Genomic DNA, 12,297 nt, shown 5'->3' on the forward strand with positions numbered 1-12,297 from the left:
CCGCTACGAAGCGACCGTGCTGGTCGCAGCCATCAACGAGTGGCTGTGACCAGCACTTTCACAACAGGCCCTAGTCGCGTCCCCCATTGCCGTTCCCGTTCGACTGGCCCTGCCACCAGCCCTCCGGGATCGAGAACGTCGGCGTCGGGAACGTGCCGCCGTCCGATCCGCCGTTGCCCCCGCCGTTGTCGCCGCCGCCGATCAGGCCGCCGATGACGTTGTCGTCGCCGTTGTTGCCGTCGTCGCCCTCGTCGTCGTCATCCCTGTCCCTGTCGCGGTCCTTGTCGTCAGGGATGTAGATGGTGTTGAAGTCCTCGACGGGCTTGCCCTCCAGGGCGCCCACCATGGCGTCCCGCCAGATCGGCCCCGGCACCTTGCCGCCGTAGACCAGGTCGTGGTACTGGCCGCCGATGTAGATGTTGCGCATCTTGACCTTCTGGGTGGCGCTGCCGACCCAGACGGCGCCCGAGAGGTTCGGCGTGTAGCCGACGAACCAGGCGTTGCGGCGCTCGTCCGTCGTACCGGTCTTGCCGGCGCTGTCGCGGTCGGTGAGGCCGGCCTCCCGGCCCGTACCGGAGTCGACCACGCCCTGCAGCAGGCTGCTGACGGTGTCCGCGGTCTTCTCGGACATCGCGCGCGAGCAGGTCGACTTCGGCACCTCCAGGGACTTCTGCTGGCCGCCGACCTTCTGCGAGATCGACTCGATGGCGATCGGCGTGCAGTACATGCCGCGGGAGGCGAAGGCGGCGTACGCGCTCGCCATCGTCAGGGGCGAGAGGCCGACCGAGCCGAGGGTGACGGCGGGCGTCTCCGGGAGCTTGTCGCCGTTGCCCTGGCGGACGTGGAGCTTGTCGGTGACGTTGACCACCGGGCACAGGCCGATGTCGGCGACCATCTGCACGAAGTAGGTGTTCACCGACAGCTCCATCGCCTTCTTCAGGCGGTAGGGGCCGCGCTCCGACTCGCTCTCGTTCTCGAGCTTCTCGCCCCTCCGGTTGGTCCACGGCGCGCTCTCGCACGTCTGGACCGGGCTCGGGTACTCCATCTGGTACGGCGACGAGTACTGCTGCGTCGGCGGTCGGCCCTCCTCCAGCGCGGCCGCCGCGACGAACGGCTTGAACGTCGAACCGGTCGGGAAGCCGAAGTTGGAGCCGCCGTACTTCGCGTCGACCGAGTAGTTGTACTCGGTCTCGTTCTTGCCGTAGCCGTACGGCTTCGACTGGCCCATGCCGAGGATCTTGCCGGTGCCGGGCTCGACGAGGGTGGCCGCGGCGGCGACCTTGTCGTCCTGGTTGACGTGGTCCTTGAGGGAGGCCTGGACCGACTTCTGGGACTGCGGGTCGAGGGTCGTCGTGATGGTCAGGCCGCCCTGGTTCCAGATCTTGGCGCGGGCCTCGCGGTTCTTGCCGAAGACCGGGTCGGCGAGGAACACCTTCTCGACGTACTTGCAGAAGAAGCTGGCGCCCTTGACCGCGGTGATGCAGCCGTTCTTGGGCTTGCTGACCTTCAGGCCCAGCGGGGTCTTCTTGGCCTCGTCGGCCTCCGCCTGGGGGACGTCGCCGAGGTCGGCCATGCGCTGCAGGACGACGTTGCGCCGCTTGGTGGCCTCGGCCTCGTCGTTGACCGGGTCGTAGCGGCTGGGCGACTGGACGATGCCGGCGAGCAGCGCGGCTTCCTGGAGCTTGAGGTCCTTGGCGGACTTGGAGAAGTAGCGCTGGGCCGCGGCCTCGACGCCGTACGCCTGCTGGCCGAAGAACGTGATGTTCAGGTAGTTCTCGAGGATCTTCTTCTTGCCGAGCTCCTCCTCCACCTGGATCGCGAACTTCAGCTCCTTGATCTTGCGGCCGAGGGTCTGCTGGGTGGCCTGCGCGACCTTCGTCGCGTCGTCGCCGGCCTCCTCGACGAAGACGTTCTTGACGTACTGCTGGGTCAGCGTGGAGGCGCCCTCGCTGACGCCGCCGCTCTGGGCGTTGCGGTTGAGGGCGCGCAGGACGCCCTTCAGGTCGACCGCGCCGTGCTGGTAGAAGCGGGCGTCCTCGATCGCGACGATCGCCTGCTGCATGTACGGCGAGATGTCCTTGAGGTCGACCACCGTACGGTCGCGCGAGTAGACCGTGGCGATGGTGCCGCCCTCGGCGTCCAGGATCGTGGTGCGCTGGCTCAGCGGAGGTGTCTTGAGGTTGGCCGGGAGCTCGTCGAAGCTTTCGACGGACCCCTTGGCCGCGAGCCCCAGCGCGCCGACGGCGGGCAGCGCGATTCCGGCCAGCACGGCTCCCGCGAGCACACTGACACCGAGGAACTTGGCGGCCTGCTGCGTCGGCGACAGACCACCGCCCGAGCGGTTCTTTGGCATGGGGGCAGCCTAATCCGTAGGAATGAGCGATCCGAGTGCGGGCGGCCGTGAGTCACGGCACGGCAAAGCGCACCGCAGGCCTTCCCATTCGCCGGACAGGCGTGCAGGCCTTGGCCTAAGCTGCTCTCAACTGTCACAGCAACGCGGCCACGTATCAATACGTCCGGCGACCCCGAATCGTTCTGGCGATGGCCCACTTTTTTGGTGGGGGCGTGTCCGAATCCGCCTTGTGTGTCATCCGGCGTCCGTTGTGACTCAGTGGAACTGTCCCGGTTTGCCGGGAAAGTTACGCATGTCGTCAGCTCACTCCCCCGGGTGATCTGCCGCTTACCCATAGTCCGTTCGGGCCATTCAAGATTGGGCCCGAAGGGGGTGTTGCGCTGTGCCCACCTTCCGTAACGTCCTCAACTGGCGGCGGTGAATATGCCGCTGCCGCCGTGGGGGAGCCTCGATTCGGGAGAGGACGGCGCCGGTATGGGCTGGGTAACCGACTGGAGTGCGCAGGCGGCCTGCCGCACTACCGATCCGGATGAACTGTTCGTTCAGGGAGCAGCGCAGAACAGGGCCAAGGCGGTGTGCACCGGATGCCCGGTGCGCACGGAGTGCCTGGCGGACGCGCTGGACAACCGCGTCGAGTTCGGCGTGTGGGGAGGAATGACGGAGCGGGAGCGCCGAGCGCTGCTGCGCAGGCGGCCGACGGTCACCTCGTGGCGCCGGCTGCTGGAGACCGCGCGCACGGAGTACGAGCGCGGGGCGGGCCTGCTGCCGCTCGACGACGACGAGGTGTACGAGAACTACGCGGCGGTGGGCTGAGGGGGCCACCCCGTCAGGCGCCTCAGGCGGGGGCCACGAGGCCGTCCCCAGGAACCGACCGCGGTATCACGCCCCGGGATCGGGCAGCTCCGGCCGCTGGGCCGCGAGCCGGTTTCCGATGTCCCGCAGCCCCACGAGGTCATGTACGTCGCCGGGCAGCGCGGCCACTTCGGTCACCGCCACCTCGGGGTGGAGCGCGGTGAAGCGGTCACGCGTGCGCTGCTCGCGGGAGAGCAACTGCATCCGCTCGGCGTGCAGCCTCAGCAGGCCTGCGGTGAGCTGGTCGACGGACCGCTCCACATGCGGCGCGATGGGCTGTGGATCGACGTGCTGTGGGTCAACGGACTGTGGGCCCACGGGCGGCGGCTCGTCCGTGGCTGCGGATCGCTCCAAGTCCGCGGCGGGGGAGCCTGCGTCGGGAGCCGATGCCTCGGATGTGGCTGCCTCGGAAGTGACCGATTCTGAACTGTCGTACGTGTCGGGGGAGTTACGAAGTCCAGCTTTCCCGCCCTCCTGATCGACAATGCGGGGCTCTTCAAGATTTTCCGCGGCGGCGAGCGCCCGCTCGGCCGACAGCCGGTCGGCGCCGCTGCCGTGGACCCGGTTGAGCACCAGACCCGCCAGCGGCATGTCCTCGGCGGCCAGCCGCTCCACGAAGTACGCCGCCTCCCGCAGCGCGTCCCGCTCCGGCGCCGCCACCACCAGGAACGCCGTCCCGGGCGCCTGAAGCAGCTTGTACGTGGCGTCCGCGCGCGTGCGGAAGCCGCCGAACATCGAGTCCATGGCGGCCACGAAGGTCTGTACGTCCTTCAGCAACTGCCCGCCGAGCAGCTTGCCGAGCGCTCCCGTCATCATCGACATGCCGACGTTCAGGAACTTCATCCCCGCGCGTCCGCCGACCTTCGCCGGGGCCAGCAGGACCCGGATCAGCTTGCCGTCGAGGAAGGACCCGAGCCGCTTGGGCGCGTCCAGGAAGTCCAGCGCCGAGCGGGACGGCGGGGTGTCCACGACGATGAGGTCCCACTCGTCCCGGGCCCGCAACTGGCCCAGCTTCTCCATCGCCATGTACTCCTGCGTGCCCGCGAAGCCCGCCGAGAGCGACTGGTAGAAGGGGTTGCCCAGGATCGCGGCCGCCCGCTCGGGGTCCGCGTGCGCCTCGACGATCTCGTCGAAGGTGCGCTTCATGTCGAGCATCATCGCGTGCAGCTCGCCCTCGCCCTCGACGCCCTTGACCCGGCGCGGGGTGTTGTCCAGCGAGTCGATGCCCATCGACTGGGCGAGCCGGCGGGCCGGGTCGATGGTCAGCACGACCACCTTGCGCCCGCGCTCGGCGGCCCGCAGGCCCAGCGCCGCCGCGGTGGTGGTCTTGCCGACGCCGCCCGAGCCGCAGCACACCACGATGCGGGTCGTCGGGTCGTCGAGCAGCGGGTCGAGGTCGAGGGCGCGCGCGGGGGACAGATGCGGGGGGTGCGCGGGGTGGTGCGGCTGGCGAGCGGCGTCGTGTGCGTGGGCCGGTTCCGGACTCATGACATCCCCTGCTTCCGACGTACCGCGTACGGCTCCCGACGTACCGCGTACGGCTTTCGACGTACCGTGTACGGCTCCCGACTAGTGAACGGACTCATGACAGGCCCTGTTCCCGCAGCTCGTTCGCGAGTTCGTACAGGCCCGCCAGGTCCATGCCCTCGGCGAGCAGCGGCAGTTCGTGCACCGGCAGCCCCAACTCGTCCAGGACCGCCCGCTGCTCGTGCTCCAGCGCGTGCCGCTCGGCGTACTCGTCGGCCTGCGTCAGCAGCGGGTCCACCAGCTTCTCGGCGTTCCCGCCGCGCCGTGCCCCGCCGAGCCCGGCCGAGGACAGCGACTTGGCGAGGGCCGCGCGCGGGACGCTCCGTACGAGTTCCAGGTCGGTCGCGTCCAACACCTCGGGCCGCACCATGTTCACGATGACCCGCCCGACCGGCAGCCGCGCCGCGCGCAGCTCGGCGATCCCGTCCGCGGTCTCCTGGACGGGCATCTCCTCGAGGAGCGTCACCAGATGCACGGCCGTCTCCGCCGACTTCAGCACCCGCATCACGGCCTGCGCCTGATTGTGTATCGGCCCGATCCTGGCGAGCCCCGCGACCTCGTCGTTGACGTTCAGGAAGCGGGTGATGCGCCCGGTGGGTGGCGCGTCCATGACGACACAGTCGTAGACGAACCGTCCGGCCTTGTCCTTGCGGCGCACCGCCTCGCACGCCTTACCGGTGAGAAGCACGTCTCTCAGCCCCGGTGCGATGGTGGTGGCGAAGTCGATCGCGCCGAGCTTCTTCAGGGCCCGGCCCGCACCGCCCATCTTGTAGAACATCTGGAGGTAGTCCAGAAGGGCCAGTTCGGGGTCTATGGCGAGGGCGTACACCTCCCCGCCCCCAGGAGCGACGGCGATCTTCCGCTCCTCATAGGGCAGCGCCTCTGTCTCGAAGAGCTGCGCGATGCCCTGCCTGCCCTCGACCTCGACGAGAAGCGTCCGCTTCCCCTCGGTGGCGAGGGCGAGCGCGAGCGCGGCGGCGACCGTGGTCTTTCCGGTCCCGCCCTTGCCGCTGACGACCTGGAGCCTGCTCACGTCTTCGAGCCTAACCAGTCGGTGCGCCGGGCACGCGGCAGCCTGTGGATAACTTGGGGGCGGTCGGCCGCGTGGCGCCCCGTGGCCAACGGATAAAGTCGGCCACATGACCAAGTGGGAATACGCAACCGTGCCGCTGCTCGTCCATGCCACGAAGCAGATTCTGGACACCTGGGGCGAGGACGGCTGGGAGCTCGTCCAGGTCGTGCCCGGGCCGAACAACCCCGAGCAACTCGTGGCCTACCTGAAGCGGGAGAAGCAGGCATGAGCGCGGTCGAGGCGAAACTCGCCGAGCTGGGCCTGACGCTTCCGGAGGTCGTGCCGCCGCTCGCCGCGTACCAGCCGGCGGTCCGGTCCGGCGCGTATGTCTACACCGCCGGCCAGCTCCCCATGGTGGAGGGCAAGCTTCCGGTCACCGGCAAGGTGGGCGCGGAGGTCACCGCCGAGGAGGCCAAGGACCTCGCCCGCGTCTGCGCACTGAACGCCCTCGCGGCCGTGAAGTCGGTGGCGGGCGACCTGGACCGCATCGCGCGCGTGGTGAAGGTCGTGGGCTTCGTGGCGTCGGCCTCCGACTTCACGGGGCAGCCCGGTGTCATCAACGGCGCGAGCGAGCTCTTCGCCGAGGTCCTGGGCGACAAGGGCGTGCACGCGCGCAGTGCGGTCGGCGTGGCCGTGCTTCCGCTGGACGCGCCGGTCGAGGTCGAGGTTCAGGTGGAGCTGACGGAGGCGTAGGCCTTCGGGGGTGCGGTCTGTCCGGGGGTGTCCCGGGCAGACCGATCAGCGGCCGTGCCGGCCTGGCTTTGTGCCTGCCGTGCCTGGCGCCGTGCCGAAAATGGGCGGCGCTCCGGCTCTACGGCGGGGCACAGTGACCCCCATGGCCGGAACCGTTCAGGGCAGGGGGCTCGACGCCCAGGGGTACATCGCGCGCGAAGGGTCCCTCGGGCTTGTTCCGCGTGGCTTCCGGCACATCGTCGCCGCCGCGCGGGACCGTCTGCCGGCCGTGTTCGGGGCGCGGCTGCACAGCGCCTACCTCTACGGGTCGATCCCTCGCGGCACCGCGCGCGTGGGGCGCAGCGACCTGGATCTGCTGGTCGTCCTGCACGAGGAGCCCGGAGCCGAGGACCGGGCGCGGGCCCGGGCGCTCGATGCGGCGCTGGACGAGGAGTTCCGGGAGATCGACGGGGCCGGGACGCTGCTGGAGAGCCGGGCGCGGGTGCTGAGCGAGCTGGAGAGGCACGACCTGGGATGGTTCGTCGCCTGTCTGTGTACGCCGCTGCTCGGCGAGGATCTCGCCCGGCAGCTGCCGCGCTATCGCCCCGACTCACTGCTCGCCCGTGAGACCAACGGGGATCTCGCCCTGCTGCTGCCCCGCTGGCGCACCCGCATCGCTGACGCCGACGTCGCCGACGACGCCGACCGGGCCCGGCGGCGGCTCGTGCGGTTCATGTCCCGGCGTCTCGTCCGTACCGGCTTCACACTCGTCATGCCCCGCTGGAACGGCTGGACCAGCGATCTGAACGACATGGCCGAGGCCTTCGGCACGTACTACCCCGACCGGGCCCGGCAGATGCGGGCGGCGGCCGTGCTCGGGTACGAGCCGGTCGGGGATGCCGGCGTGCTCCGCTCCTACGTCGACGACCTCGGGCCCTGGCTCGCCGAGGAGTACGCGCGCGTGCACGGCATCAAGGCGCCGCGGCCCGATCGGCCGGCCTAGGCCGTTCGACGCTGGTCCGGGCCGGACTAGATGAGCCCGTGCTCCTCCAGGTAGTCCATCTGCGCCCGCACCGACAGCTCCGCCGCCGGCCACAGGGAGCGGTCCACGTCCGCGTACACATGGGCGACGACCTCGGCCGGGGTGCCGTGGCCGTCCTCGACCGCCGTCTCGACCTGGGCGAGGCGGTGGGCGCGGTGGGCGAGGTAGAACTCGACGGCGCCCTGGGCGTCCTCCAGGACGGGGCCGTGGCCCGGGAGGACGGTGTGCACGCCGTCGTCGACCGTGAGGGACCGCAGGCGCCGTAGCGAGTCCAGGTAGTCGCCGAGGCGGCCGTCGGGGTGTGCGACGACGGTTGTGCCGCGGCCCAGGATCGTGTCGCCGGTCAGGACGGCGCGGTCGGCCGGGAGGTGGAAGGAGAGGGAGTCGGCGGTGTGCCCGGGCGTCGGTACGACGCGCAGCTCCAGGCCGCCGACGGTGACCACGTCCCCGGCGCCCAGCCCTTCGCCGCCGAGTCGCAGCGCCGGGTCGAGGGCACGCACGCGCGTGCCGGTCAGTTCGGCGAAGCGGGCGGCGCCCTCTGCGTGGTCGGGGTGGCCGTGGGTGAGCAGGGTCAGGGCGACGCGCTTGCCGGACTTCTCGGCCATGGCGACGACGTTGCGCAGATGACCCTCGTCCTGCGGGCCCGGGTCGATCACGACGGCCAGGTCGGAGTCCGGCTCGGAGACGATCCAGGTGTTGGTGCCGTCCAGGGTCATCGCGGAGGGGTTGGGGGCGAGGACGTTGACGGCGCGGGGGGTGGCGGGGCCGGTGAGGACCCCGCCTCGCGGCTGGCCGGGGAGGGCTGCGGCGTCCGTCATGCGTGGGGGCCTTCCGGGGCTGCGGGTGCGGTCATGTGGGGGTTCCGGTTCCGCCGGTCGGGATGTGCTTGGTGAACTCGTCGTGGCCGGGCCAGGCGAGCACGATCTCGCCGTCCTCGAGGCGTGCCTGCGCCAGGACGGGGGTGAGGTTCCGGGCCGGGGCAGCGGCGAGGGCCTGGGCGGCGCTGTCGTACGGGGTCAACTGGCGCAGTGTCGCGATGGTGGGCGGCATCATCAGCAGCTCGCCCTTGTCGTAGGAGGCGGCGGCGTCCGTGGGGCGGATCCATACCGTGCGGTCGGCCTCTGTGGAGGCGTTGCGGGTGCGCTGGCCCTCCGGGAGGGCGGCCACGAAGAACCAGGTGTCGTAGCGGCGGGGCTCGAACTCCGGGGTGATCCAGCGTGTCCAGGCGCCCAGGAGGTCGGAGCGCAGGGCGAGTCCTCGGCGGTCGAGGAACTCGGCGAACGACACGTCGCGGGCGACCAGGGCGGCGCGGTCCCTCTCCCAGCCGTCGCCTGTGGTGTCGCCTACGACGGAATCGGCGGTGGGGCCGGCCAGGAGGACGCCTGCTTCCTCGTACGTCTCCCGTACCGCGGCGCACACGATCGCCTGAGCCGTGGCCTGCTCGACGCCGAGCCGCTGGGCCCACCACGCGCGCGTGGGGCCCGCCCAACGGATGGGCTGCTCGTCGCGTGGGTCGACGCCGCCGCCGGGGTAGGCGTACGCGCCGCCGGCGAAGGCCATGGAGCTACGGCGGCGCAGCATGTGCACGGCGGGGCCGGTGCTGGCGTCCTTGAGCAGCATGACGGTGGCCGCCCGTTTCGGGGCGACGGGGGTGAGGCTTCCGTCCGCGAGTGCGCGGATACGGTCCGGCCACTCCGGTGGGTACCACTGCCCGTTTGCCATGGGCGGAGGCTATCTCTTGGTGGGCGGATGTTCGAGGGGTGGTCTTGGGGCGTGGCTGGTGGGTGGGGGTTCGCGTTGATGCCTGCGGCGCCGCTGCGGGTGTGTGGGGGTTCGCGTAGCGCCTGCGGGTGCGTTGTGGGTCGGGGCCGTGCGGGGGGTGCCCGTCCTCGGACCGGCGGTTGGGGTTGGGCAGGGTGGTCATCGTTTCTTGACGCCGGCCACTGCGGGCGGACACCCCCCGCCACGGCCCCTTCCCGCCGTACGCGGCTGCCCGTGCGTGGGGGTGCGCCTCCTCGCAGGCAGGAACGCTAGCGCGAGCGCTTTGCCAGGCGCTCCACGTCCAGCAGGATCACCGCGCGGGCCTCCAGGCGCAGCCAGCCGCGCTGGGCGAAGTCGGCCAGGGCCTTGTTGACCGTCTCGCGGGACGCGCCGACAAGCTGGGCCAGCTCCTCCTGAGTGAGGTCGTGGACGACGTGGATGCCCTCCTCGGACTGCACGCCGAAGCGGCGGGAGAGGTCCAGGAGCGCGCGGGCCACGCGGCCGGGGACGTCCGAGAAGACGAGGTCGGACATCGCGTCGTTGGTGCGGCGCAGGCGGCGGGCCACGGCGCGCAGCAGTGCGGTGGCCACCTCGGGGCGGGCGTTCAGCCAGGGCTGGAGGTCGCCGTGGCCCAGGCCCAGCAGCTTGACCTCGGTCAGCGCGGTGGCGGTCGCCGTGCGCGGGCCCGGGTCGAACAGGGACAGCTCGCCGATGAGCTCCCCGGGGCCGACGACGGCGAGCATGTTCTCGCGGCCGTCGGGGGATGTGCGGTGAAGCTTGACCTTGCCCTCGGTGACGACGTAGAGCCGGTCGCCCGGGTCGCCCTCGTGGAACAGGGAGTCGCCACGTGCGAGGGTCACCTCACTCATGGAGGCGCGCAGTTCCGCGGACTGCTCGTCGTCGAGAGCCGCGAAGAGCGGGTTGCGCCGCAGAACGTCGTCCACGAGTTCTCTCCTTGTCGACCTGCTCAGGGGATCTTGCTCCCCCTTGGTACCAGGGGACCGTGCTCCCCATTTTGCCGGACGGTCCAAACAGTGTGATCTGTCACAAGGATGCCGCACACATGTCCCGAGGTAAGCGGCAGGGGTCCAATTGGGGGCCGATCATCGGGGTCCGGGGCGGATGTCGGTGGTGGGCTTTAGGCTGGCCGGGTGTCCAAATCGCCGGTGAGAGCACAGGCCAAGGGGGCTGGGCGGGTGGTTGTACATCGCGATTCCGCTGTGGGCGAACAGGACCCCGGTGGCGGAAGAAAAACGGCAAAAGCGGCGAAAAAGGCGCCGGGCGGGACGGCTTCCGGTGGCGGGAAAGAGGCGGTGAAGAAAGCGGTGAGTGCGAAGAAGGCGGCTGCCAAGAAAGTGACCGCCAAGAAGGCGATCGCCAAGAAGCCCGTCGTCGCCCCTGCGAAGGCCTCCGTCGCCGCGAAGGGTGCCTCGGCCGTCAAGACCGTCGGGGCCAAGCCGTCGACCGCCCTCGTCCGTCGGGCCCGGCGTATCAACCGCGAGCTCGCCGAGGTCTATCCCTACGCCCATCCGGAGCTGGACTTCGACAACTCCTTCCAGCTCCTGGTCGCCACCGTGCTGTCCGCCCAGACCACCGACCTGCGCGTCAACCAGACGACCCCGGCGCTGTTCGCCAAGTACCCGACCCCCGAGGACCTGGCCGGTGCCAACCCGGAGGAGGTCGAGGAGATCCTGCGGCCGTGCGGCTTCTTCCGGGCCAAGACCAGGTCGGTCATGGGGCTGTCCAAGGCGCTGGTGGAGAACCATGGGGGTGAGGTTCCCGGGCGGCTGGAGGAGTTGGTGAAGCTGCCGGGGGTGGGGCGCAAGACGGCGTTCGTCGTTCTCGGCAACGCCTTCGGGCGGCCCGGCATCACCGTGGACACGCACTTCCAGCGGCTGGTGCGGCGCTGGCAGTGGACCGAGCAGACGGACCCGGACAAGATCGAGGCCGAGATCGCCGCCCTGTTCCCGAAGAGCGACTGGACGGATCTGTCGCACCATGTGATCTGGCACGGCCGGCGCATCTGCCACGCCCGCAAGCCCGCGTGCGGCGCCTGCCCCATCGCGCCGCTCTGCCCGGCGTACGGCGAAGGCGAGACGGACCCGGAGAAGGCGAAGAAGCTGCTGAAGTACGAGAAGGGCGGCTTTCCGGGGCAGCGGCTCAAGCCGCCGCAGGCCTATCTGGACGCGGGCGGGAAGCCGGCTCCGCCGCTGGGGGCCGGATGACGGGGCGGGAGGCCCGGGCGGAACGATCTAGGTGCCCTCGGGCGTTGGACTCGGCAGGACGACGGGGGTGGCTATGACGAGGGCGAGCGATACGCGGGACGGGTCAGTGGTGCTCAGCAAGGATGGGCTGCCGGGGTGGCTGGAGCCCGTGGTGCGGGTGGTGGAGACCGTCGAGCCGCTGGAGCTGAGCCGCTTCCTGCCGCCAAAGAGCGGGGCCGGGCGGCAGTCCGCCGTACTGATTCTCTTCGGTGACGGTGAGCGCGGGCCCGAGCTGCTGCTCATGGAGCGGGCCAGTTCGCTGCGGTCGCACGCCGGGCAGCCGTCCTTTCCCGGTGGCGCCCTCGACCCCGAGGACGGCGACCCGCAGGCCGACGGGCCGCTGCGGGCCGCTCTCCGCGAGGCCGAGGAGGAGACCGGGCTCGATCCGAGCGGCGTCCAGCTCTTCGGGGTCCTGCCCAAGCTGTACATCCCGGTCAGCGGCTTCGTCGTCACGCCGGTGCTCGGCTGGTGGCGGGTGCCCAGTCCGGTCGACGTCGTCGATCCGAACGAGACGGCGCGTGTTTTCACCGTCCCCGTGGCGGATCTCACGAATCCGGACAACCGCGCCACGACCGTCCATCCCAGCGGCCACAGAGGTCCGGCATTTCTGGTCGAATCGGCACTGGTATGGGGCTTCACAGCCGGAATCATCGACCGTCTGCTCCATTTCTCGGGCTGGGAGCGGCCCTGGGACCGGGGCAAGCAGGTCCCGCTCGACTGGCGGTCATGACAGGGTGTCTGCCGTGGACCGGAG

General features: G+C 70.6%; 12 protein-coding genes. 6 read left to right on the plus strand and 6 right to left on the minus strand.

Annotated features, from left to right (window positions below):
• Positions 1-70: 70 nt before the first annotated feature.
• Entirely contained in the window at positions 71-2,353 is a 2,283-nt protein-coding gene (locus tag ACP4J3_RS43325) for a transglycosylase domain-containing protein (RefSeq protein WP_426542453.1), read from the minus strand.
• Positions 2,354-2,827: 474 nt separating this feature from the next.
• On the opposite strand from ACP4J3_RS43325, the gene wblA reads away from it, so the two are divergent.
• Positions 2,828-3,166, plus strand: a complete 339-nt coding sequence (gene wblA / locus ACP4J3_RS43330; protein ID WP_194042842.1) for a transcriptional regulator WblA — start codon at positions 2,828-2,830, stop codon at positions 3,164-3,166.
• A gap of 66 nt (positions 3,167-3,232) precedes the next feature.
• Here wblA and ACP4J3_RS43335 read toward each other — a convergent pair whose 3' ends face one another.
• Positions 3,233-4,693: an ArsA family ATPase gene (locus ACP4J3_RS43335; RefSeq protein WP_426542456.1), complete on the minus strand. Its 1,461-nt coding sequence runs from the start codon at positions 4,691-4,693 to the stop codon at positions 3,233-3,235.
• A 94-nt stretch (positions 4,694-4,787) separates the two neighbouring features.
• Positions 4,788-5,765, minus strand: a complete 978-nt coding sequence (locus tag ACP4J3_RS43340) for an ArsA family ATPase (protein ID WP_426542458.1) — start codon at positions 5,763-5,765, stop codon at positions 4,788-4,790.
• Positions 5,766-5,871: 106 nt separating this feature from the next.
• On the opposite strand from ACP4J3_RS43340, the gene ACP4J3_RS43345 reads away from it, so the two are divergent.
• The 3 genes from ACP4J3_RS43345 (at position 5,872) to ACP4J3_RS43355 (ending at position 7,479) form a co-directional block, all read left to right on the plus strand.
• Positions 5,872-6,033, plus strand: a complete 162-nt coding sequence (locus tag ACP4J3_RS43345; RefSeq protein WP_003975360.1) for a DUF4177 domain-containing protein — start codon at positions 5,872-5,874, stop codon at positions 6,031-6,033.
• On the plus strand, positions 6,030-6,497 hold the full coding sequence (locus tag ACP4J3_RS43350; protein ID WP_426542460.1) for a RidA family protein: 468 nt from the start codon (positions 6,030-6,032) through the stop codon (positions 6,495-6,497). The genes ACP4J3_RS43345 and ACP4J3_RS43350 overlap by 4 nt, the downstream gene beginning before the upstream one ends.
• A 142-nt stretch (positions 6,498-6,639) precedes the next feature.
• Positions 6,640-7,479 carry a nucleotidyltransferase domain-containing protein gene (locus tag ACP4J3_RS43355; protein ID WP_426542462.1) on the plus strand — a complete coding sequence of 280 codons (840 nt, stop codon included), beginning with the start codon at positions 6,640-6,642 and terminating at the stop codon, positions 7,477-7,479.
• A gap of 26 nt (positions 7,480-7,505) precedes the next feature.
• Here the strand turns inward: ACP4J3_RS43355 and ACP4J3_RS43360 are convergent, their stop codons facing one another.
• The 3 genes from ACP4J3_RS43360 to ACP4J3_RS43370 form a co-directional block, all read right to left on the minus strand.
• Complete coding sequence (locus ACP4J3_RS43360; protein ID WP_426542464.1) at positions 7,506-8,336, minus strand: MBL fold metallo-hydrolase; 831 nt, start codon at positions 8,334-8,336, stop codon at positions 7,506-7,508.
• Between the two features lie 31 nt (positions 8,337-8,367).
• Positions 8,368-9,240 carry an NUDIX hydrolase gene (locus tag ACP4J3_RS43365; RefSeq protein ID WP_426542466.1) on the minus strand — a complete coding sequence of 291 codons (873 nt, stop codon included), beginning with the start codon at positions 9,238-9,240 and terminating at the stop codon, positions 8,368-8,370.
• 308 nt (positions 9,241-9,548) lie between these two features.
• Positions 9,549-10,223 carry a Crp/Fnr family transcriptional regulator gene (locus ACP4J3_RS43370; RefSeq protein WP_015658871.1) on the minus strand — a complete coding sequence of 225 codons (675 nt, stop codon included), beginning with the start codon at positions 10,221-10,223 and terminating at the stop codon, positions 9,549-9,551.
• 276 nt (positions 10,224-10,499) lie between these two features.
• Here ACP4J3_RS43370 and nth point away from each other — a divergent pair, with 276 nt between their 5' ends.
• A complete protein-coding gene (gene nth, locus ACP4J3_RS43375; protein ID WP_426542469.1) occupies positions 10,500-11,504 on the plus strand; it encodes an endonuclease III in 1,005 nt (334 codons plus the stop codon).
• A gap of 73 nt (positions 11,505-11,577) precedes the next feature.
• Positions 11,578-12,273, plus strand: coding sequence for an NUDIX hydrolase (locus ACP4J3_RS43380; protein WP_426542578.1), 696 nt, complete (start codon positions 11,578-11,580; stop codon positions 12,271-12,273).
• The last annotated feature ends 24 nt before the right edge of the window (positions 12,274-12,297 follow it).

The organism is Streptomyces sp. UG1 (genome assembly GCF_049974585.1).
Classification (GTDB): Bacteria; Actinomycetota; Actinomycetes; order Streptomycetales; family Streptomycetaceae; genus Streptomyces.